At 32.2% G+C, this 22,087-nt stretch carries 21 protein-coding genes; all 21 read right to left on the bottom strand.

The window, feature by feature from the left end; genetic code table 11:
• Window positions 1-9 precede the first annotated feature (9 nt).
• Window positions 10-1,896 (bottom strand): asparagine synthase (glutamine-hydrolyzing), encoded by a 1,887-nt coding sequence (gene asnB / locus HS1_RS02075; protein WP_066060511.1) that lies wholly within the window; start codon window positions 1,894-1,896, stop codon window positions 10-12.
• A 10-nt stretch (window positions 1,897-1,906) separates the two neighbouring features.
• Window positions 1,907-3,148, bottom strand: a complete 1,242-nt coding sequence (locus tag HS1_RS02070) for a glycosyltransferase family 4 protein (RefSeq protein WP_066060510.1) — start codon at window positions 3,146-3,148, stop codon at window positions 1,907-1,909.
• Window positions 3,149-3,155: 7 nt separating this feature from the next.
• The gene (wecB, locus tag HS1_RS02065) at window positions 3,156-4,271 is read right to left on the bottom strand and encodes a non-hydrolyzing UDP-N-acetylglucosamine 2-epimerase (RefSeq protein ID WP_066060509.1); all 1,116 of its coding nucleotides are present in this window, start codon (window positions 4,269-4,271) and stop codon (window positions 3,156-3,158) included.
• An 8-nt stretch (window positions 4,272-4,279) separates the two neighbouring features.
• Window positions 4,280-4,621: a hypothetical protein gene (locus tag HS1_RS02060; protein WP_066060508.1), complete on the bottom strand. Its 342-nt coding sequence runs from the start codon at window positions 4,619-4,621 to the stop codon at window positions 4,280-4,282.
• Entirely contained in the window at window positions 4,618-5,751 is a 1,134-nt protein-coding gene (locus HS1_RS02055) for a glycosyltransferase family 4 protein (RefSeq protein WP_066060507.1), read from the bottom strand. The genes HS1_RS02060 and HS1_RS02055 overlap by 4 nt, the downstream gene beginning before the upstream one ends.
• Window positions 5,748-6,308: a flavin reductase family protein gene (locus tag HS1_RS02050; protein ID WP_066060506.1), complete on the bottom strand. Its 561-nt coding sequence runs from the start codon at window positions 6,306-6,308 to the stop codon at window positions 5,748-5,750. Before HS1_RS02050 ends, HS1_RS02055 begins: the two co-directional genes overlap by 4 nt.
• Before the next feature lies 1 nt (window position 6,309).
• On the bottom strand, window positions 6,310-7,380 hold the full coding sequence (locus HS1_RS02045; RefSeq protein ID WP_082757551.1) for a radical SAM protein: 1,071 nt from the start codon (window positions 7,378-7,380) through the stop codon (window positions 6,310-6,312).
• Window positions 7,381-7,390: 10 nt separating this feature from the next.
• Window positions 7,391-8,659 carry an O-antigen ligase family protein gene (locus HS1_RS02040; RefSeq protein WP_066060504.1) on the bottom strand — a complete coding sequence of 423 codons (1,269 nt, stop codon included), beginning with the start codon at window positions 8,657-8,659 and terminating at the stop codon, window positions 7,391-7,393.
• 286 nt (window positions 8,660-8,945) lie between these two features.
• Window positions 8,946-10,400, bottom strand: coding sequence for an MOP flippase family protein (locus HS1_RS02035; RefSeq protein WP_066060503.1), 1,455 nt, complete (start codon window positions 10,398-10,400; stop codon window positions 8,946-8,948).
• 111 nt (window positions 10,401-10,511) lie between these two features.
• Complete coding sequence (locus HS1_RS02030; RefSeq protein WP_066060502.1) at window positions 10,512-12,269, bottom strand: asparagine synthase-related protein; 1,758 nt, start codon at window positions 12,267-12,269, stop codon at window positions 10,512-10,514.
• Window positions 12,270-12,349: 80 nt separating this feature from the next.
• Complete coding sequence (locus HS1_RS12980; protein WP_156469349.1) at window positions 12,350-12,499, bottom strand: hypothetical protein; 150 nt, start codon at window positions 12,497-12,499, stop codon at window positions 12,350-12,352.
• Window positions 12,500-12,591: 92 nt separating this feature from the next.
• On the bottom strand, window positions 12,592-13,194 hold the full coding sequence (locus HS1_RS02025) for a class I SAM-dependent methyltransferase (RefSeq protein ID WP_066060501.1): 603 nt from the start codon (window positions 13,192-13,194) through the stop codon (window positions 12,592-12,594).
• Between the two features lie 27 nt (window positions 13,195-13,221).
• Window positions 13,222-14,496 carry a glycosyltransferase gene (locus HS1_RS02020; protein ID WP_066060500.1) on the bottom strand — a complete coding sequence of 425 codons (1,275 nt, stop codon included), beginning with the start codon at window positions 14,494-14,496 and terminating at the stop codon, window positions 13,222-13,224.
• A gap of 96 nt (window positions 14,497-14,592) precedes the next feature.
• Window positions 14,593-15,918 (bottom strand): UDP-N-acetyl glucosamine 2-epimerase, encoded by a 1,326-nt coding sequence (locus tag HS1_RS02015; RefSeq protein WP_066060499.1) that lies wholly within the window; start codon window positions 15,916-15,918, stop codon window positions 14,593-14,595.
• A gap of 104 nt (window positions 15,919-16,022) precedes the next feature.
• Entirely contained in the window at window positions 16,023-16,289 is a 267-nt protein-coding gene (locus HS1_RS02010) for a glycosyltransferase (RefSeq protein WP_281178360.1), read from the bottom strand.
• A gap of 29 nt (window positions 16,290-16,318) precedes the next feature.
• A complete protein-coding gene (locus HS1_RS02005) occupies window positions 16,319-17,617 on the bottom strand; it encodes a lactate racemase domain-containing protein (RefSeq protein ID WP_066060497.1) in 1,299 nt (432 codons plus the stop codon).
• The gene (locus HS1_RS02000; protein ID WP_066060496.1) at window positions 17,614-18,834 is read right to left on the bottom strand and encodes a carboxylate--amine ligase; all 1,221 of its coding nucleotides are present in this window, start codon (window positions 18,832-18,834) and stop codon (window positions 17,614-17,616) included. Before HS1_RS02000 ends, HS1_RS02005 begins: the two co-directional genes overlap by 4 nt.
• Window positions 18,803-19,918 (bottom strand): glycosyltransferase, encoded by a 1,116-nt coding sequence (locus tag HS1_RS01995; RefSeq protein WP_066060495.1) that lies wholly within the window; start codon window positions 19,916-19,918, stop codon window positions 18,803-18,805. The genes HS1_RS02000 and HS1_RS01995 overlap by 32 nt, the downstream gene beginning before the upstream one ends.
• Window positions 19,911-20,939 carry a glycosyltransferase family 2 protein gene (locus tag HS1_RS01990; protein WP_066060494.1) on the bottom strand — a complete coding sequence of 343 codons (1,029 nt, stop codon included), beginning with the start codon at window positions 20,937-20,939 and terminating at the stop codon, window positions 19,911-19,913. Before HS1_RS01990 ends, HS1_RS01995 begins: the two co-directional genes overlap by 8 nt.
• Window positions 20,940-20,943: 4 nt before the next feature.
• Window positions 20,944-21,327, bottom strand: a complete 384-nt coding sequence (locus tag HS1_RS01985; RefSeq protein ID WP_066060493.1) for an ATP-grasp domain-containing protein — start codon at window positions 21,325-21,327, stop codon at window positions 20,944-20,946.
• A 272-nt stretch (window positions 21,328-21,599) separates the two neighbouring features.
• Window positions 21,600-22,019: a four helix bundle protein gene (locus HS1_RS01980; protein ID WP_066066381.1), complete on the bottom strand. Its 420-nt coding sequence runs from the start codon at window positions 22,017-22,019 to the stop codon at window positions 21,600-21,602.
• Window positions 22,020-22,087 lie beyond the last annotated feature (68 nt).

The following is a 22,087-nucleotide window of genomic DNA, read 5'->3' as shown; positions in this document are numbered from 1 at the left end:
TGATAGGGGTTATTTTAAATATTTATCATACCATTTTATGAAATTAACTAAAGCCCATAATTTTTCATCATAATTGGCTTTTCTATTTTGATGGATATTTAAGGTTTTTAAGATAAAGGAATGATTAAAATAACCAACTCTTTTTATGTTTTTTTCAGAAAGGATGTCATTAATATAATCTTTTAATTCATTTCTAAACCAAATAACCAATGGCACAGAAAATCCCATTTTTTTTCTATAAATAACTTCTTTTGGTAAAAGTCTTTCGGCGGCTTTTTTTAAAAAATATTTTTTGGTTAATCCTTTAAGTTTTAAATGAGCAGGAATAGTAGCGAAAAATTCGACCAACTTATGGTCAAGAAAAGGTACTCTTGCTTCTAAGGCATGGGCCATACTCATCCTATCTGTTAAGGTAAGTAAATCATCTACTAAGTAAGTTTTGAAATCAATTAGTGACATATTATTGAGATGAGGATGGTTAGTACTTGGACAATAATCATAAAAAATTTCATCACTTGGTCTTTCTATAAGTTTTTGCACCTCAGGCGTAAAGAGCTGTTTTTTTTCTTCTTCATTAAATGTGGCTACTATTTGAAAGTATTTTTGTAGGAAAGGATAATTAGCACTTTTTACAAATCTTTTTAATCTTTCATTAAAATGATTACCTTGGCTTGAATCAGGTAGATGGTTTATTAAGGCAGGAATTATTTTTTTTGTTAAAAAACTCGGTAATCTGCGGTATTTTTCAGCTAATAAGCAGCCAAGGTATCTTTCATATCCTGCACATAATTCATCTCCACCTAGGCCTGAGAGGGCGACAATGACATATTTTCTGGTTTGTTTTGATAAAATATAATTTGGTATGGCTGATGCATCGGCAAATGGTTCATCAAAATGAGTAATGATTTTTTCAACTAATTCATCAATGTTGTTTGGTTTAAGGATGAATTCATGATGATGAGTATTAAATTTTTTAGCCACAATCCTTGAATATTGTCTTTCATCAAAATATTTATCTCTACCTTCATAACCAATAGAAAAGGTTTCAACAGGTTTATTTGATAATTTACTCATCATAGCGACTACAAGGCTAGAATCAGTGCCTCCACTTAAAAAAGCGCCTAAAGGGACATCACTTATAAGACGAAGTTTTACAGCTTCTTCAAATAATTCTAAAAATTTTTCTATATAATCATTTTCATTTCCTAAAGATTTTTCTTCAAAATTTAAATCCCAGTATTTTCTAATTTCCATTTTCCCATTTTCTTTTACTGTCAAATAATGACCTGGCAAAAGTTTATAAATATTTTTAAAAATAGTCCTGGGGGCGGGAACATAGAGAAAGGTGAAGAAATCACTCACTGCAGTAAAATCAAGTTCTTTTTTAATATCAGGGAAGATTAAAATGCTTTTTAATTCAGAAGCAAATAAGAAATGTTTTGGTAAAATAGTATAATAAAGGGGCTTAATGCCCAGACGGTCACGGGCCAAAAATAATTTTTTTTCTCTTTTGTCCCAAATAGCAAAGGTAAACATCCCTCTTAATTTATCCAAACATTTTTCACTATATTCTTCGTATAGATGAAGAATCACCTCTGTATCTGAAAGAGTGTAAAATTTATGTCCTTTTTGAATTAAATCTTTTTTAAGTTCTTTAAAATTATAAATTTCACCATTAAATACAATACATATACTTTTATCTTCATTAAAAATTGGCTGATCACCAGTATTAAGGTCAATGATTCTTAAACGGCGCATACCTAAAGCAACATTTTCTTTAACATAATATCCTTCTGCATCAGGCCCTCGGTGATAGATTTGATGGCACATTTTTTTTATGAAACTTTGTTCAATAATCTGATTGGAGAGACTAACTATTCCGCATATTCCACACATTTATTTTATCCTAATTGATACTTAAACCGAGCACAAATTCCAAAGCTTTAAAAAGGTACCTTTTGTCATAATTCCAGTTAAATCGTTTTTGAACAGCTATCCAACCATTTATTCCTAATCTTTTTCTATATTTTGAATCTACTAATTGTAATATTGCTTTATATAAACTTAGAGGAGATTTGTCATAGTAGACTAAACCACACTTTGCCGTCTTTACTATTTTTACAAGAGGGTTCGCTTGAGTTACAACAATTGGCTTTTTTTGAGCCATATAGTCAAATATCTTGTTAGGTATAGTGGTATCCGTATGTTCTGTTACATAATGAGGTATGAGACATACATCAGAATTGGCTATAATAGAAGAAATCTCTTTATGCGGTATCCACCCAGTGAAAAAAATATGTTTGCTTATATTTAATTCACTCACTAATTTACGTAGTTTTGTTTCAGACGATCCTTTGCCGACAATCACAAATAGAATATCAGGTATAATTTTACTAAGGTATGGAATTGCCTTTATTCCGCTCTCAAGTCCTCTAGATTCTTCAAGTCCACCTACATAAAGTAATACGAAATTTGAACGCTTACGAATTTCTTTTGCTAAAGGTGATATACATTGAGTTTTAATTGTGTCAAGCATAGGAGTGTTACTAACAATCCATATTTTATTTTTATTTTTATTATCTCTTATCATTTTTTTTACACGTTTAGCACTATACTCAGAGACCACAATAATACCATCCATCAAAGGAATAACTATTTTTTCTAACCATCTTAAGAAAATAGGATTTCGTATTATGTAATCCAAGGGCTTAGGTCCTCTATAAATCCAAGTGTCTTTTATCATTGCAGGATAATTTTCAGCCATATCCATAATTATTGGCTTGCCGGTAATCTTTGCTGCAGCAAAAGCTGCTGGGGAGAGTGGTAAATCTCTTACAATAATTATATCAATAGAATATTTTCTTACTACATATAAAATTTTTGCAATCCAAAAAGGCGAAAAAAAAGCAGGAAAATTAAATAAATTATTAGTTAATTTGTTTAATCCTTTTGACAGACGATGTATATACAAATTTCGCAAGATTTTTTCCTTACGAGGCAAACCGTTCCTATTTCCACAAATTATATGAACTTCAATACCTTCTTTTGCCAATGTAGTGGCAATTTTTTCGGTGCGTACTTCCCACGGATATTGATCTTGATAAATATAACAAACTTTTAGTTTTTTTTCTTTTTTTAAAAATTGCATTTTCTAACTAAACAAGTTTACCACAAATTATATTAAATATTCTTTCTGCTGCTTTTCCATCTCCATAAGGATTTATAGCCTTAGCCATTTTATTATATTCACTTTCATCTTTTAAAAGTTTGCAAGTCTCTTCTATAATTTTCTTAACATTTGTTCCTACTAATTTTACAGTACCAGCCTCAATTGCTTCTGGCCTTTCTGTTTTATTTCGCAATACTAAAACAGGTTTACCAAGAGAAGGAGCTTCTTCTTGGATTCCTCCTGAATCGGTTAATATTAGATAAGCTTTAGCCATAAGGTGTGCAAACGTTACGTAGTCTAGTGGCGGAAATAAATGAATTTTTTTGTTATTATGAAGTACATTTAACACTACGTTTCGAACTTTCGGATTTGGGTGAACTGAAAATAGAATTTGGACATCTTCAAGTTCTTGGGTAATTTCATTTAATGCTAAACAAATATTTTTTAAAGGTTTCCCAAAATTTTCTCGACGATGAGTAGTAACTAAAATAAGTTTACAATTGTTGTTAATAATTCTCTCCAAAGAGCCTTTAAATTTATAGTTTTGGCCAACCACTTCTAATAATGCATCTATTACAGTGTTACCTGTGACAAATATTTGAGACGAAGGAACTCCCTCCTTTTTAAGATTTTCTGCTGCGGATTTTGTAGGAGCAAAGTGAATATCTGCAAGCACCGTAGTCAATTTTCGATTTATTTCTTCAGGAAACGGCTGAAATTTGTCATAAGTTCTTAAACCAGCTTCAATATGTCCCACTGGGATTTTATTATAAAAACCAGCTAAAGCTCCAACAAATGTCGTTGTAGTATCTCCTTGAACTAAAATCATTTTTGGTTTTTCCAACTGAATTATTTTCGTCAATCTTTTTAAAGAACGAATAGTTATATCTTCGAGAGATTGATTTTTTCGCATAATGTCAAGATCATAATCAGGTTTAATGTGAAATATTTCCAAAATTTGGTCTAACATGTCCCTATGTTGAGCGGTAACAACAACAATAGGTCTAAATGTGTTTATATAATTTTCGAATTTTTTTATTACTGGGGCCATCTTAATAGCTTCAGGTCTAGTACCAAAAATAAATAATATTTTTTTCATCATTTTATAACTTAATGTATTTTGGCACTATTAAGTTTCACCATTATTTTTGACTTTGTCCGGTTTATAGTATAAGCATCTTTGCTAAAAAAGCTTTTTATTGCCAATTTATGCCAAGCAAATTTTGATTTGTCCGAAGGGAGTGCAAAAATTTCAACTTTTTTGCAAAAACGCTCAAATTCCTTTTTTGCTTTGATTATGTCTTCTTTTGTTGGTAACCATGCCTTTTGGTTGAAGGCAAATAAATAAACCTCATTTTCCTTCGCCACTTCTTTAATTAAATTATAACTTCTTTGCATAACACCACCTTTTGGCGGATAGGGTAAGATATGTAAAAGCCAAAGGATGTTCATAAAAGCTCTAGATAAAGGGATATTGTCTTTTTGACCATTTTTTCTATGTTGAATAAGCGTAATACTCTTTCACGGCTAACTTGACCTAATAATTTTCTTTTTTCAGGGTGCGATAATAAAAATGTAATACTGTTTTTTAGTGAAAACACATCTTCCACAGGTACTAATATACCTGTTTCATCATTAACTAACTCAGGTATTGCACCTACTTTGGTGGCTATGACAGGTATTTCACAAGCCATGGCTTCGGCAATAGCCAATCCAAAGGCCTCTCCCCATCTAGAAGGAAGAACCAATAAGTCAGAAATTTTTAAAAGTTTATCAACATCATTTCTAACACCTAAGAATCGGATATTTTTAGATAAGGATTTTGCCTTATGTTTTAACTCATTATGTAAAACACCATCACCTATGAATAAGAATAAGACATCCAAACCTTCTCTAAGAATTGACACTGCACAGTCAAAAAGTAAATCTGCTCCTTTTTCATAAATCAATTGTCCTATAAAAGTTACAACATTGGTAGTGTCTTTTATACCTAAGAATTCTCTTTTTAATTTTGTTTTATCTTTTGAAGGTGAAAATCTATCAACATCAACACCATTGTATATTAAAACAACTTTATTTTTGTCTTTTTCTGTAAGACTCTCATTGACAATGTTATTTTTGATATAATCTGACACAGCTACAAATTTATCAACAAAATAAGCATAAAATCTTCTTCTTAAAAGCTTAAAGTAATTATATATACTGCTATCTTGTCCAATTCTTTCTCGGGAATCATGGTCGGTAAAAATTATTTTGGTCTTTACTATTTTTTTACAATAAATTATGGCTGGATGACAAAAAGGTGTAAAATTAAAATGGATTATTTTAGGCTTATATTTAGTAACCATATTTCTTACTTGTTTTAAAAAATTGCTAGATTTTGAAGAAATTAAATCATACTGGACAAAATTTTCTAAGAATTGTTTTTTTACTATAGAACATATATCATTTCCAAGTACAAATATTATTTTAATTCCTTCCTTTTTACATTCTTTAGAAAGTTTTGAGATAAAATCTTCAAAAGATCCCCTTTTATTAGGATTTATATTTGCCCAAAATATTATGTCTGTTTTGAATTTCACAATTTAAGTGTTCTTTTTAATTTATGTAATATGGGAATTTTTCTTAAAAAATTATATAGCCAACTTGGTAAAGGATGCTTCATATCACTTAAAAGTAAGTGTCTTGTAGTTCTTTCGCCATATACTTCTGCTTCAAACATTTCACCTACAAAGATGGTATGGTCTCCATATCTATGGGTGGCAATCAATTTGCAGCCTATGTTAGCAAAGCATCCTTCAATAAAGGGCAATCCTCCCTTACTTATATGATAGGGAATTTTATATTTTTCAAATTTATCTACATTTCTTCCAGAACAACCGCCACAGATTTTAGCCAGAGTCTTTTGCTTTATACTTAAAATATTTACTGCAAATGCTCCCCTTTTAATTATTTTATCATGAGTGTAACGCTCTGGTGATATACTTACTACAAGAATGGGTGGGGAATGTGAAACTTCTGCCACTGTACTGCTTGTCATAACAAAATTTTTGTTATCAACCCTTGTGGTAATTAAGGTAATCATGTTATCAATGCCACATTTGTATATATGTTTTATTGGTTTATCTATTTTTCTCATTTTAACTGCTATTTAATACACAGCCACTTTTCCAGCACCTTTTTCTTGTTCTCCATAGTTTTTTTAAATTGCCTTGTTTGACGTTGGCAAATGGTTCCATTCGATGACACATTTTCATGCCACCATCTGGCATAATTTGGAGACCAGCTACCCAAGATGTGCATTCTGGTCTTTTCTTTTTATACGTATGGCTATGGATTTTAAATGCAAGTTTATCAGGGTTTAAGAAATATTGTTTCATTAATTCTATGTTTTCAATTGAGTTTAGGATGGGATATCCCTCTTTTTTTAGTGTTTTTAATCTCTCAAGATAATCAATCATAGTTAACTTGTCCTCTATCCAAAGGGGATTATCTTTATACCAATTAGGGTCATTTAATTGTTCTGAATAATAAACAGGTTCAAGGGCCTGAAACTCAACACCATCTATCCCTAATTTTTGAACTAAAAGTACTATATTAGCAAGGTCTTTGACATTATGACTCATTATGGTTGTTTTTGCCCAGATTTGTATTTTTTTACCTGTTTTATGCTTTTCTTTTGCTAGTGTTTTTAATGCTTTTGTGGCTTTTTCAAAAAATCCTCTTCTACCTCTAATTAAATCATGTATTTCAGACTTACTTCCATCTAAAGAAATTTTGATTCTTTTAACACCACTCTTAACTAATTGAACAGCCTTTTTATTATCCATAAAATAGCCATTGGTTAAAAACTCTATCCAAAAGCCTAATTGAGCTGCATATTCTGCAATTTCTACAGAGTCATTTCTTAATAAAGTTTCACCACCAGTAATGGATAAAAAGATGGGGCCAAGCCATTTGCGCAATTCTTTAAGTGTTTTCTTCCATTCATTAGTGGTTAATTCAGTAATTCTCAAATCGAGCTTCCAACTATGACAGTGTAAGCATCTGGCATTACAACGATTTGTTAGAAGGACTATAACATCTGTGGGCTTGCCAAAAGATGATTTTGTTCTTTTCGCCACTTCTTGAAGTAGTCTTGACCAATAATAATTAATGATACCACCTTGATCCCTTGCACGTGATAATTTTGTCAAAAATTTAGATATCATTTTTAATTTTTCATACCCGATTTTGCACTATATTTCTTAAAGCTACGCAAAGAGCAATCAATAGCCAAAAATGGGGATAATAGAGGACAGAAAGGAATATACCAGATATTAAATAGCCAAGCATGGCACCTGTAATGCCAAAAATGATAAATCTTATTTTATGTAATTTCTGAATTGTTTTATCAGATTGCTGTTTAAAAAGAAAATCTTTTTCTATTTTTAATATCCATTTTAAATCTTTGTAAGAAAAGTATATCATACCCCCAAACAGTAAGATACCTAGGATCCCTAATTCTGGGATTAGAGTAAAATAGATAGAATGAGCTGCTCTCCCAGCTCTGGAACGTCCATGTAAACCTTCATAGAATCCAGCTGCTATTTCGTATTCCCTAAATCTAAAGGGGAAATTCCCTTGACCAACTCCTATGAGAGGATTGTCTAAAAACATATTCCAACCTATTTTCCATTGATAAATTCTTTCTTCTCCAGTGCCTTTTTGAATATTTTCTTCTTTTATGCTTTTTACTTCTTGCCAGTATTTTGAAGAGGCACTGAAATAGAGAATACTTATCATAATGGCCACAATTACAGTAGATAAAACTTTTTTGGGTGTTTTATACCAGCAATAAAGGATGACAGGCACTAAGCCGACAAATCCTCCACGAGAAAAGGAGGCCACATTGGCGGCAATAAAAATGCAACAAGCAGAAAGATAAAGTATTTTCTTTTTTGTAGAATTTGTTTCCAAAAACATAAAATAGGCAAAGGGAATGGCCATATTCATCACTAAGGCAAAGTCATTTTCATCACCCATAAAACCAGAATTTGGAATTTTACCACCATTTTTTATACCAATAATCGCCCCAAGTAAATTAATCACTATCCATATATTGATGTATTTTTCAATTTTAGGAAACGAATCAACAAAACTTATAATACTTAGATAAACAATGAAATATAAAGTAATGGTTCTCCATACTTGATAAGCCCAGTAATTGTTTACCGCAATTGGGCCATGAAGCATCATCAATAAAAGCAAACCTAAAAAGCATTTTGTCTGGATGTTTTTAAAATTTAAAAGTTTACCTTTTAAAAAGAGGCACAAAAAGAGTAAGGTATGTAATATATATCCTGGATGAAGGGCACCAATAATGGGGAAAAAGCTTTGGGGTCGGCCGTAGTCAAAGAAAAGATGAATTAAAATTAAATAGAATGGGAGGTCAAAAAGGCCTTTTTGGGCCTTTACTCTTATATCTCTTTCACTAATGGGGATAGCCATTTTAGTGCCTAGTAATTAGTGAATAGGAAGCTTTTTCTACAGTTTTAATAGAATTTCCTATAAAGTTTCCCCTTTATAACAGGGCATGAGGATGGATAAGGTTAGCATGTTAGGACGTTAAAACGTTTACACGTTAAAACGTTGGAACGTTAAAACGTTTTGCACGTTAATACCCAGCTTTGACACCTGAAAATCAAAATTGTCTTATTTGGGCATTTTTTACCTCTGCCTGCAGTAGACAGGGAGGGGTTGCTGTTAAAGTTGAGTTAAATCTTTTAAATTATGCCTATTGGTGCATATTTGTTTTAAAAACAAGAAATGCAGTAATATCTTTCTTCACAATTGGGAAGAATATACTTAAAGTAGATAAGTAAGATAAGGCACCCAAAAATATGTAACCGATAAGTCTCAGCCAGTTATTTAAAATATGTGCACATGTATGTTTGAAGATTAACAAAACTAATAACATTACCATTACGCTTATAATGATGTGAATCATGTTATTCATATACTCTGATAAAGACAAGTGTATCTCTTTTAATCCTAAATAAAAAATATAGCTAGCTACAAACGGATACCCTATTATCCATGCTAATACAACACCTTTAAGTCCAAATTTACTACCAATTAAAAATGCAGGTGGTAATATTAAAAAACACAAAAGACTATACCGAAGGTTTAAATAGGCTTTCCCTCTTGCATTTAAAAGTGGAGGAATAAGAAAGGCCATGGATTTAATAAGTCCAACTAGGCAAAGTAGTCTTAATGGGAAAATTATAGGTGTCCATTTTTTTGTTAAAACTATGTTAACAAACTCATCGGCTATAAACATCAATCCTATTAATGCTGGAAAGGTAATAAAACTAACACCTCTAGTGAATTTTAAAAAATATCTTTTCAACTCCTCTTCCTCATTTTGTAATTTAGAAAAAGTTGGTAAAGCAACAGGATTTATTATAGAAGCTATTTTGTTAATTGGAATAGAAGAAAGTTGGAATGCCAAGGAATAAAATCCTAATATTTTTTCACCCAGGACTTTACCTACTATGAAGTAGTCTGAATTTGAATATAAGTACCAAAAGACGCGAGAACCAGTAACATTTGCACCAAATTTAAGGAGTTCTATAACTTTCTTAATAGAGAAACAAAGCTTTGGTATCCATTTTGAATAATAGTTTAAAAAAAGAATTAACAAAAAATTTCTACTTAATGAGCCGAAAACCAAACTCCATACACCAAATTTTAGCAGAGCAAGAATTAAAACAGTAACACTTGATAAGATATTAGAAAATAATTCTGCTCTACATCTTTTGTCAAATGTGAGCTCTTTGGTTAAAAGGGCAAAGGGTATAGCTATTAAGGCCCCAAGTACAAAATTTAGCCCTAAGACTCGTAGGATCGAAATAAGTCGTGGCGCATTGAAGAATTGAGCAATGAGGGGGGCTGAAAGAAAGGTAATTGAATAAAGGAATAAACTGTTAAGGACAACAAGCCAAAAGAGGCTATCTATTTCAATCCTTTGTAGATTCTGTTTCTGAATTAAAGCAGTACCGATTCCAAGTTCATTTAAAAATTGGGCAAAACCTATAAATATCATGGCCATTCCCATCAAACCGTAATCAGAAGGTGACAAGAGCCTAGCTACAAAAATTGTGATTGCCCAAGATATTACTTGAGCTACAAATTGAGTAGAACCTACCCAAAAGATTCCTTTGATGGTTTTCTCTCTTAATGAATCCATTTTTAATTCGTATCCATTCTTCGATATAGGCATCCAATCCAGATAGGTTTTTTGAGGGGGCAGACTTTTCCAAATCGCAGATACGTTCGATTAAGATCCAACCTAAAAAAGTTAAAGGATATAATTTCCATTGCAGCGCTTCCAATATTTGTAGAAAATTCTAGCTTTCTTCATGACATAGCCATAATCCCGTAAACCCATCCAAGTGAGCAATGTTGCAAGCCACAGACGTTCTTTCCTTATTATTTTATGTGAGAAATCATCAGCCCTTAACCAGCTAACTGTTTCATGAACGAGCGAGCGATTACGGCGCCTCTGTGTGTGTGTGCTCTCCTTTCCCCACTGGTAAGCCAAGTTGTTCGGGATCGGAAGAGGGCACTTCGCATGGCCTGGATAAGTTTGCCAGGGAACTGCTGTAACGGCACTCGGAAAGCAATATAGCCATTTATGGTAAAAGCGGTGTTCCAAAAAGAGATCAATTGGGCTCGCAAGGATTAACTCCAGAAGATGTCCATCAAAGAAAGGTAAGTGAAATTCTGTTCTGTGAAGATCGATCCCTTCAAAGTGATTGCTAAGATGTCGACGCTGATCGTTTAACATCAAAAATAGGTGAAAGCCACGGCACCGATCCTCACAATGAATGTCATTTAACTCTTCTACTATCCCTTGTTTTGGGATCATAGCAATTCTATGGACGATATTAGGGCTAAATAGCTTGAGAGGTACTCCTATGTACTGCTTGTTAAGATACATGTCGATTGCAAGATCGTCTTTACCAGATTGAAGCAATTTACACATTTCTCTATTAAGATAAACATGACCTATCGCGACGCTTCCGCCTTCACCAGACCACACTAACCTTGGTCGCTCCGGGGGATATGCATTTCTATACTTGGAAGTGCTCCATGCATAAGATAGTGTTTTGGCATAGCCTGGTACATCACAACTTCCAGGATTTATTGGCACATGGGTATGTATAGTCTTTACTTTTTTTGCAAATTCAGCCGCAAAGACATGATCTTGTGTTCTAGGCAGCGCGAAGTTGAAGGTGTGTACAGTTACATTCTTATCACGTAGAATGCTGACAACACATCGAGAGTCAAGACCGCCGCTTAGAAATGCGACTGTGGTTTTGTCTGTTCGAAGTCTACGTTTTACTGCTTTAACGAAACGTGTGTAAGCCTCAGTTAACAGATCACTCTCGGAAAGATTTAATTGCTGAAGCTGATCCCAGCGCCAATATTGGCGCTTATATACGCCTTTTTCATCGATCTGAACGATTTCGGCTGCTTTCAGAACAAAAATATTCCAGTAAGGAGTTCGATTGCTGAGCGGAAAGCCGAAAGACGCAATCTCAGTAACTGCCCTTAGGTCCATACATTTTGGAATTATGGGAATCTCTTCTAATATACGCAAAGCAGTTGCAAAAACTATATATTGTTCCCCTATCCAATAGTACAGAGGGCGAATCCCAAGCCTGTCGGTGATCAAGGAAATTCGGCCTTTTGCGGGCTCGTAATGTACAGCGCAAAATACACCGCATGTGGCCGCTCCGATGTCCCATTTTTCCTCATCCCAATACCGTTGAAGAATTTGTAAATCGCTCCAGCGAGTGTGGATATTTTCTTCATTATTAATATTGAGTAATGGCTCACCTGCAAGCATAGAAACCGACCCCGTCTTTCCCACTAAAAACCCTGGAGAGTTATATGCACCAATGTCTATTTTAGTTAACAGCGCCCGGGAATCTCGGTATTCTATAACCTTATCATCTGGAAACCGTGAAATCGTCCGTTTAATGGATTCACAAAGAGCATCTATAAGTTGCACACCTTTATACCTAGTTACAACACCTGCTAATATCGACATAAGTTCTTTTTACCTCCTCTGTTTTTTTATATACACCTGTTGTACTTTCAAGATGTAAGCTCTTTCAGTGAAAGTATTAATTATCTTCCCAATAGTAGTAGAGCTATATCTACTTCTTCCTTCATTCCTACATCAACAGCTAAAATATTGCCTACCCAAAAGATACCTTTGATAGTTTTTTCTTTTAATAAATCCATTTTTAATTCGTATCCATTCTTCGATATAGGCATCCAATCCAGATTGGTTTTTTTTGAGGGGCAGACTTTTCCAAATTGCCAGATAAGTCTAATTAAAATCCAACCTAAAATATTGCCTTTATTATTTAACGGTTAGCACCACATTTAGGACATCTAGCAGGATTTGTAGAATATGATTCCCATACATTTCCGATTTTTTTAGCAATTACATATAATAAAGAAGGAATTTTTGCTTTTTTGGAGTAAAAATTTTTTTTCATTAAATATGTATGTTCAAATAAGTTTTTTAGCATTCGCAAATCAAATTTTCTTAAATGTCCCCATGCATGAAATATATGTCCACATTTAGAACATTTAAGCCATTGGGCTGGAAGTATTTCTTTGTAAGGAACTGTAACTAAAATATATCTTTTGGCAACTCTATTTATTTCACAAACTGTTTTGTAGAATATGTGCTCAGGAAGATGTTCAAGAATTTCCGCAGCTAGGACTAAATCAAAATGAGAATCTCTGAATGGTAGGCAGCAAGCATCTGCGATTATTTTTATCCCTCGAAATGATTTAATTCTTTCTTTGTCTATATCAATGCCAGTTAGTTTATGTTTGTGGCAAATAGAATTAGTAATTCGGCCATCCCCACATCCAACTTCAAGAATTGAAACCACATCTGAAGGTATCATTTCTAATGTTTCTTTAATTCGGGTTATTTCTTTATGAGAAAGTTTCATATACTTTAAAATCCAGCAGAGTTTGAGCTATCCTGAAAGTTTGTTTAAAATTTCAACAAATTTGGCAGTTAAATTTTTTTTGCTAAAGTCACGGTAAAATGCAGGGTTTTTCTTTTTTTCTAATTTCCCATTTTGCCATTTTTTATAGGCATCTTTTATGGCTTGTGCAATACCTAAAATATCATCTGGCTTAACTATATAATATGGAGTTTTTGAATATGTTTTTATAATTTGTTCTACTTCTCCTTTGTTTATAAGGGCTAAAATAGGTAAACCCGCAGCTAGGCCTTCAAAAAGCTTTGTGCTAATCATGGCTGGGACTATCCTTAAAAGTAATATTGAGGATTTAAAGATATATTCTATGGATTTTGGGCGAGAGACATAACCTGTTACTTTTACAACATCATGAAGATTATATTTTTTTACCATTGTTTTTAGCCAATCAGCATTTTTACCAACGTATAGAAATTGAATTTCATCTTTTAAAGAATTATTTTCATTAATAATTACTTGAAGTGCTTTAAAAAATGGGTCTGGTGGAATTATTCCAGCATAAAAATTTCCACTATAAACAATAGTAAATTTTTCAAAAGGCTCAGGATTTAAAGAAAAATATTCTTCCATGAAACCATTATAGATTACATGTATTTTGTTATTCAGAACTGGGAAATTGGATAGATATAATTCCTTTGTTTCTTTTGTTACTACAATAAATTTATCTGTGTTTTGGAGGATTATTTCTTCCATCCTTTTTGTCAATTGAAAGGTTGGTAAATGTTTGTAACAACCATCATGGCGTGAAAATAAGGGAGAAACAGGATCTCGAAAATCTAGCACTAAAGGCTTTTTTGTTACATATTTAAGTAAAGCTCCAATAATGGCAGAACTGAATGGTTTACATGAGACGTAGATTATGTCAATATTATTCTTTCTTATTAAATTTAGGGCTTTAATAAAAGTTAATGGAATCCAACCGATAAATTGGTCAGGAATACAAAAAAGGTCTCTTATAAGTGGTTTGTTTAAATTTATACCAAAAGGATGTAAAATTTTAGCCAAAAGACCATTCAGTTTGCCTGTAGCCCGTGTTAGATTAATAAGTGACCAAGTATAATATACTTTTACTCTATCAGGTGGTTTGCTATTTCCTAAAGTGCACCAGCCTTTATCTGGATTTTTTACAGAAAGTACATAAGGCTGCCAGCCAAATTCAGGCAGGTATTTTGAAAAGGCAAGTGCCCGCAATCCCCCTACATCATTTAGAGGTGGATAGTAGTAAGAAATTATGAGGATTTTTTTCATGATTTTACGTTAAAACGTTTTTTAATATAAAGTTACAAGTTAGCAAGTTAGAAAGTTTGCAAGTTTACACGTTTGCACGTCAGCACGTTTGAACGTTTACACGTAAGAATGTTGATAATTTTCTACCAGAATTTTTACGATGCGTTTAGCGGCTTGGCCGTCCCAAAGGGGGATTGGGTTTGTTGCGTTATTGCGTTTATTGAGTTGCGAAAACGTAGCATTGACAATGTTTTCTTTTTTAGTTCCAGCAATAATATTTGTGCCCATTTTTACAGTAATTGGGCGTTCGGTATTTTTTCTAATGGTTACACAGGGAATACCTAAAATAGTGGTTTCTTCTTGAATGCCTCCAGAGTCTGTTAAGACAATTTTTGCGTTTGACATAAGACAAAGAAAGTCAAGATAACCGAGAGGTTCTATGCAGTAAATACCAGAGTTGCAAGTTGCAAGTTGCAAGTTTGAAGTTGAAAATCTTTTAAAATATTGTTCAAGTCTGAATTGTTTGATACGGGTTTGAGTGCGGGGATGGGCTGGAAATATGATAGGGATATGTTTTGAAATTTCTTTTAGGGCTTCAATTATATTTAAGAAGGTTTCTTTATTATCAACATTTGAAGGGCGGTGAAGCGTTAACACACAGTAGTCAGTAGTCGGTTGACCGTTGTCAGTTGAAAAATCCTTTATTAGGCCGAGACGATAAAGAATATCTGATTTTTGGGCTTTTTGGCGATGCTTGAGAAGAGTATCTATCATGGTGTTGCCGACATATGCTACAAGTGGCAGTTGGTAATTGGTAATTGGTGATTGGTGATTAGTAGTTAGTGATTGGCAATCAAGAAAGTTTTTAAAGCCTTCATTTTTAAGGTTTTCTATTCCACTAGGTTCTGTGACAAAAAGAAAATCGGAAATATGGTCGGTTAATATGCGATTAATCTCTTCAGGCATAGAACGGTCAAAGGAACGGAGGCCGGCTTCTACGTGGGCAATCAGCGGCTTCCGCTGCTTTAAGTTGCAAGTTACAAGTTGCAAGTTAGAAGTTGGATATTCGATTTTGGAGGCAACGAGGGCACAGGCAAGGGTAGAGTTTACATCACCTACTACAATCACTATATTTGGCTTTTCTTTTAATAAAATTTGTTCAAATCGTTTCATAATTTCGGCCGTTTGAACTGCGTGAGAAGCTGAGCCTATACCTAAATAAATATCAGGCTTTGGAAGCCCTAGGTCTTTAAAGAAGGCATCGGACATGTGGTTATCATAGTGCTGGCCTGTGTGGGCAAGGATGTGGTGAATAGGGTTTAGTGAATAGTGATTAGTGATTGGTGACTGGTAATAAGATTCATTATACTTTTCAATGGCTCTGATAATTGGAGCTACCTTCATGAAATTTGGCCTTGCACCTACAACGCTAACTATTTTCATTTTTGCGCGTTTACACGTTAGAACGTTGGAACGTAAGTACGTTGACACGTTAACATGTTTGTTGTGTTTGTTGAGTTGATTGCGTTGGGCTTAGTCCTTTGTACTTAGTTCATGGTCATTAAGTCTGAGTAAATTTCTGCATATTTATCAAGCATGGATTGTAAACTAAATCGCTGTTTAATTTTGTGGTAGCCATAAAGGGTAAAGTTGTTTGATAGTGTTTTGTTTTTTAAAAGATATATTATTTTTTCAGCTAATGTACTTGAGTTAGCAACAGGAACAAGGAAACCATTTATACCATCCTCAATTACTTCAGGAATACCTCCTACATTAGTACAAACAACAGGCACTTTGCTAGCCATGGCTTCAATTAGGAATATTTTTATTCAAAATGTTTCATTTAGAAGTTTGAGAAAAGAGGGAATTGTAAGGGAGAACATGGATAAACTACTACTTTAACAACTTGTTTTTGTGAAAATTTAGATTTAAGTTCTTTTAATAGGTTATCCCAGGAATAAAATATGAATTTATTATTCCATACTTTTTTTAATTTTACTTTATTTTGAATGAAAGGCACAAAAATAACATAATTTAATTTCCATTTAAAATCAGGATTAGAAATAATTTTTTGTAAAGTTTTGTATTCTTTCCATTTATTCCTAAGATAAGATGCCATTGTTATTTTTTTAAGATAATAGAGAAATTTTTCCTTTGTGGATATACAAGCAAAGTAACGCGTACCAAATCCTTCACAAAGTGCTGCTATAATGATTTTAACATTTGAATTTTTATAATAACGAAATGGCCATAAACTTTTTCCAATAACAATACCTGAAGTATCTAAAGGATAAGCATTAGAAATTACTATATCAGCTTTAGGCACTATTTCAGTTCCAAAATTATTTTTAACAAATTGTGCCGCTTTTCTAAATGCATAGTAATAGTGACCAGTAAAGAGTTCTATGATTTCTTTTTTGGCACCGATAACTACATTTATACTAAAATCAAGACCAACTTTGCTTGCGATACTTTCTAATTCATGTCTAAATGGCAGTTCTACCATTCTCCCTCGTTCCACCTCAGGAAAATTTCTATGTAATAAACTTATAGATTTAAGTCCAAGTACGCCAATTAATATTTTTGCTCCTCCACTAAAACCTACGTCATCATGAGGGTAAACCCCTCCAATACTTATTTTTACATCAGCTTCTGCAGCGTATTTATTAATATATATAGGAATTTTATTTTTCGAATAACCAATGAATTTTAAATCTTTTTTGCAATGATGTATTATAACTTTTATTTCGTTAAGAATTTTTTTATCTAGTTTATTAAAGAATGTAGAATTTTTAGCTATCTTATGTGTACCTGTTGCAATTATAATTTTAATATTAGAATTATTGATTCCTTGATTTTTAATTATTGTTAATAAAATAGAAAGAATTTTTGATACTGGCGTTGGTCTTGTTATGTCATCTACTATAATTGCTATTTTTTTTTGATTTGAAAGTATTTCAAAAAGGGAAGGGCATTTTATAGGGTTATTTAAACGAGTAATAATATCCTCATCAGTTAATTTTTTAAATGATTTAGGCCCAAAAACGTTGATTTCCCAGTTTTTTGGAAAATAAATATTAATTTCACGGTCTCCACACCATGACCCTGATGGTAAGGTGATATTTTTATATTCGTTTTTCATAAATATTTCGTTAAATTTTCTACAAATTTACTTCCCAAAAAACTTAAAAAATCTAAACTTGCCCAACAAAACGGAAGGGGGTCTTTTTTATGCCAATAAGCAAAGGACCGAGCACAAAAAATGGATTGAAGCCATTGCGACAAAGAAATTTTATCACCTAGTTTTCGTCTTCTCCAAAATGAACTGATATCTACTCTGAAATTAAGCCAATACACTCCATCAATTTGTTTAGGCATCTTGTTTTTTAAGATGCATGAAGATGTATGGTCCAAATAAGCAATATAAGGGAAATTAACCCCACTTGCAGTAAATAGTGAATTATACCAAGGTAATCTTGGATTAACTTCGAAGAAAAAGTATTTTTGCCTTTTTTCATCCCATTTAAATTCTACAGATGCAAATCCTTTATGATTGATATTTTTTAAGAAAATAAAGGTTTGCTCTATTAGTTCAGGTATTGTTTTACTTACACCAAAGGAAGTAATACCGAAACAAGGAGGATATTGCCGTATCTTTTGCATAGTAAAAACACATAGCGGAATGCTATTTTTATTAAAATAGGTTGTACATTGAAAAATATTTTGATCACCACCAGTTATTAACTCTTGAATTATTGTTTTACCCACAAAATGTGGATTGTTGTGGTAAAATTCTATAAACTCTTGTTTATTGTTAATAAGTATATTTTTCCCTGGGAAATTTATTGAAAATGAATCTAAAGGTTTTATTAAACATGGATAAGTTAATGTTTCAGCTATTTTAGTTATAGACTCATAAGATAATAAAGAAAAGGTTTTAGGGACTGTTAACCCAGCCCTTTCTGCCAACTCTTTCATTGTATTTTTATTTATTATTTTATCAAGCAATTCCTTATCAGGAATAGTAAACAGAAAAAATGATTGAAGCTCTTCCTTAAATTCTGAGATAAATTCAGCATAAAGATCATTTGTGGCAAATAAAACAGCTTTGTGAGATAATGACTTTCCTAATGTTATTAATTTTTTCTTAAATTTTTCTCTATCTTCTTTAATATTAGGAAATTTAATAGATATGCATAATTTTGAAAATCGACCTACCTCTTTATAATCAGTATAAATTCCTATAACTTTTATGCCCGTAAGGGCTAGACTTCTGACATGTCCAAGCCCATTTACGTCTAGACCTAAAACAATGGCTGGATTTCTATTAATAGCTAAGTTTTTTATACAATTCTGCATATTTATTAACCATGATATCTTGATTAAATTTTTTTTCCACAATTGTTCTACTTTTTATTCCAAAATTTTTTCTTTTTTCTTTATTTTTTATAAGATATTTAATTTTATTTGCTAAAGCTATCGGATTTTGAGGTGGAACTAAGTAGCCATTTTCATTTTTAAAGATAAGTTTTGAGTTTTCGCCTACATCAGTAGCTATAATTGGAAGCCCACAGGCCATTGCTTCCAGTATTGAAAGAGATAATCCCTCTGATAGTGAAGATAAGACGTAAATATCGGAAGCTGATAAAATTTTAGGAATATCACTTCTTTCTCCTAATAGGTGAAAATTTTTGGATATTTTTCTTTCTTTAATCATTTTTTGAATTTTATGTTTTTCCGGTCCATCTCCTGCTATCATAAAATGAACGTCTGGATACTTTTTTAACACCAAGGAAGCTGCATCAATTAAATATTTATGACCTTTTACCTCATATAAACGTGCAACGTTACTGATAATAATGCTTTTATCAGTGATCTTTAATTCATCACAAAGAGATTTTTTGTATAACAGTTTTTTAGACTCATCATTATTAAATTTTTTTGTATCTACTCCATTGAATATTAACTTTATCTTATTCTCAGGTATCTTAATAGTTTTATGAAGCCAATTTTTAAGTTCATTAGAAACGGTAACTATGTAAGAATTGTATGCAATAAATTTCATTATTAATTTCCTTGTCATCTTTTCCATGATATAATCTTTATTTCCATGTATTGTTGTTACACATTTTATATTAGTTATTTTAGCTACTAATGTAGAGTAAAAGCTCATTGTAAATTCATGAGAATGTATTATATTTATTTTATGTTTTATGATATACATTATTAAATCTTTTAGCAGGGGAACATCTAGATAATATTTATTTTGGGAAACTCTTACCTGTATGTTTTTTCTTTTAAAATTATCTACTATCCACCCATTTTTTATAAAAAAACCAAATGATTCAAAATTGTAATGGTCAAGTTTTGAGGCAATTGTAAGAATCACAGATTCTGCCCCACCAGGCCCGTGCGTCTCGATTGTATGTAACACTCTAATCATATTTTGTAAGCTTTCGCTTGATTTTCCCTAGTAGACTTAACAATGGCTTGGGTAAAAAACAACAAAAAAGAAGGAAATAAACAGATGGATCTTTTTTGTAAAATTTTAAAGACTCAATTAATGGCTGAATTGCTGTCCTAGGTTCAATTTCAGAAATATAGTAATAACCTAACCTTTTAAGTAATCTTGCAATACAATAATCTACCCAATTTTTCTTTTTTTGATAATACTCTTGGTCAGAAATAACATGTTTTATTATAACCTCTTTAAATAATTTAATTCTTTTTGGGATATTTTTGTTTGAAGCTAGTCGATTTAATAAATTGATATCTCGGTAGTAAGCTAATGGATAATCTATATAAATCACATTGGTGATTTTTGAAAGACGTAAGAAATAATCTGAATCTTCTGCCAAATTATTATTTTCATCCCAACTTATTTGCCACTTGTTGATGATTGATTTTTTAACCACTGCTGTTGAAGGTAATATCATGCCATTATAGATTAAATAGTCAAATATATAACCATAATATACTTTGATTTCTTTTAAAGAATTATTTATTGTAAAATCCATTGTAGTTGAGCTTTCAAATATATCTTTATAAGACCATGAATGATCTTTAAATATTGGATAGTTTACTCCTCTTGTTTTTTTCCCATTTATGTATGCATCTGTATAGCATAATCCACATTCTGGAAATTTTTCAAAACATCTCAATTGAATTTCTAATTTTTGAGGTAACCAATAATCGTCAGCATCCAAATATGCTATAAATTCTCCTTCTGCATTTTTAACTCCCATATTCCTAGCAGATGAAACGCCACCATTTTTTTTTCTTATTAATTTTACTTGATTTCCAAAATTTTGTTTTACCACTTGATAAGTATTATCTTTTGAGCCATCATCAACTACGATAATTTCTATATTTTTATATGTTTGATTTAATACACTTTCTATAGCTTCTCCAATAAATTTTTCTGCATTATATGCTGGGATTATAACACTTACTTTTCCTGCCATATTTTTAAATTTCCTTTTTCAATGTATTTTTAAAAGATATCCATTTATTAGAAAGGGTATTAAAAGCATCAAGACTGCCAAAGGGAATAATAGCGTTGAATTTGTGTTTGTATTTTAAAAGAAGATAAGTGGTTATATCGGTCATAGGGAAAATAATATGTATTTTGCGTTTAGTGACTTCTTTTGCAATAGTTTCAATGAAAACATCAGGTGAATTGTACGGAGAAGGATAAACAAAAGATTCTTTGCAATATTTAGAAACAGAAGAAAGAGTTTCTTTTTTTTCATCAGCTACAATGACAGGGATGCCTTTTTTGCCTAGTGATCTTGTGGCAGCTAAGGCAGAGCGTTGGTTGGCGTCGAGGATTAAGATTGGTACGTGGTCCATAGTGCCTGGTCCTTGGTGCTTAGTGCTTAGTCCTTAGTCCCTAGTCCTTAGTCTCTAGTCAATTCTAGTCTTCTTTTTGATTGAGGCATTACAAAGTTGCGAGTTAAAAAGTTTGCAAGTTAACACGTTAGAACGTTAACACGTTAACACATTCACACGTTTACACATTTACACGTTCACACGTTTACACGTTGGCACGTTAAAACGTTGGAACGTTGGAAATGGAACTGGGAAATGGGAATTGGGAATTTCTATTTTCTGTTTTCCGTTTCCTATTTTCTATTTTCTGTTTCCCTTTCCCTCTCCGCCTGTTGTTGTCTTTGAAGTAGCTTAATATATCCATTAATTGCTCTGATAGCATTTTTTGTCAAAGAATACATTCTATCATAATCCTCTTTGGTAATATAACCTTCATCTAGGCACGTAATTAAATGATCTTGCATTTCATACATAGACCCTCTGCTTTGCCGGCAGAATTGAATATTCTCTTGATAATGATATCTTCCATATCCTTCAGCAATATTAGCTGTGGTAGAGATTGCCGCTCTTCTCATTTGAGAATTAAGATTATACTTTTCTTCATTTGGTAAGGTTTTAACTAATGTATAAATACTTTTCCTTATCTCTCGTCCTAGCTTCCACGCTTCTATATCAGTAAAATGTTTGATCTGGCCATATTTTCCTTTTTCCATTTCCTCTTTTCCTTCTTTATGCACGTTAACACGTTGAAACGTTGGAACGTTGATGGAAAAGCAATTGC

The organism is Candidatus Desulfofervidus auxilii, from assembly GCF_001577525.1.
Lineage (GTDB): Bacteria > Desulfobacterota > Desulfofervidia > Desulfofervidales > Desulfofervidaceae > Desulfofervidus > Desulfofervidus auxilii.
This window is presented reverse-complemented; position numbering and strand designations above follow the sequence as displayed.

What these genes read in the sequence shown, in the direction of transcription:
- HS1_RS02035 (WP_066060503.1), bottom strand. Translation starts at nt 10,400, where the DNA reads ATGGATTCATTAAGAGAGAAAACCATCAAAGGAATCTTTTGGGTAGGT.
- HS1_RS12980 (WP_156469349.1), bottom strand. Translation starts at nt 12,499, where the DNA reads ATGCCTATATCGAAGAATGGATACGAATTAAAAATGGATTTATTAAAA.
- HS1_RS02050 (WP_066060506.1), bottom strand. Translation starts at nt 6,308, where the DNA reads ATGAGAAAAATAGATAAACCAATAAAACATATATACAAATGTGGCATT.
- HS1_RS02020 (WP_066060500.1), bottom strand. Translation starts at nt 14,496, where the DNA reads ATGAAAAAAATCCTCATAATTTCTTACTACTATCCACCTCTAAATGAT.
- HS1_RS02030 (WP_066060502.1), bottom strand. Translation starts at nt 12,269, where the DNA reads ATGTCGATATTAGCAGGTGTTGTAACTAGGTATAAAGGTGTGCAACTT.
- HS1_RS02040 (WP_066060504.1), bottom strand. Translation starts at nt 8,659, where the DNA reads ATGGCTATCCCCATTAGTGAAAGAGATATAAGAGTAAAGGCCCAAAAA.
- HS1_RS02060 (WP_066060508.1), bottom strand. Translation starts at nt 4,621, where the DNA reads ATGAACATCCTTTGGCTTTTACATATCTTACCCTATCCGCCAAAAGGT.
- HS1_RS01985 (WP_066060493.1), bottom strand. Translation starts at nt 21,327, where the DNA reads ATGGACCACGTACCAATCTTAATCCTCGACGCCAACCAACGCTCTGCC.
- HS1_RS02000 (WP_066060496.1), bottom strand. Translation starts at nt 18,834, where the DNA reads ATGCAGAATTGTATAAAAAACTTAGCTATTAATAGAAATCCAGCCATT.
- HS1_RS02070 (WP_066060510.1), bottom strand. Translation starts at nt 3,148, where the DNA reads ATGCAATTTTTAAAAAAAGAAAAAAAACTAAAAGTTTGTTATATTTAT.
- HS1_RS01995 (WP_066060495.1), bottom strand. Translation starts at nt 19,918, where the DNA reads ATGATTAGAGTGTTACATACAATCGAGACGCACGGGCCTGGTGGGGCA.
- HS1_RS01980 (WP_066066381.1), bottom strand. Translation starts at nt 22,019, where the DNA reads ATGGAAAAAGGAAAATATGGCCAGATCAAACATTTTACTGATATAGAA.
- HS1_RS01990 (WP_066060494.1), bottom strand. Translation starts at nt 20,939, where the DNA reads ATGGCAGGAAAAGTAAGTGTTATAATCCCAGCATATAATGCAGAAAAA.
- HS1_RS02005 (WP_066060497.1), bottom strand. Translation starts at nt 17,617, where the DNA reads ATGAAAAACGAATATAAAAATATCACCTTACCATCAGGGTCATGGTGT.
- HS1_RS02015 (WP_066060499.1), bottom strand. Translation starts at nt 15,918, where the DNA reads ATGAAAATAGTTAGCGTTGTAGGTGCAAGGCCAAATTTCATGAAGGTA.
- wecB (WP_066060509.1), bottom strand. Translation starts at nt 4,271, where the DNA reads ATGATGAAAAAAATATTATTTATTTTTGGTACTAGACCTGAAGCTATT.
- HS1_RS02045 (WP_082757551.1), bottom strand. Translation starts at nt 7,380, where the DNA reads ATGATATCTAAATTTTTGACAAAATTATCACGTGCAAGGGATCAAGGT.
- HS1_RS02025 (WP_066060501.1), bottom strand. Translation starts at nt 13,194, where the DNA reads ATGAAACTTTCTCATAAAGAAATAACCCGAATTAAAGAAACATTAGAA.
- asnB (WP_066060511.1), bottom strand. Translation starts at nt 1,896, where the DNA reads ATGTGTGGAATATGCGGAATAGTTAGTCTCTCCAATCAGATTATTGAA.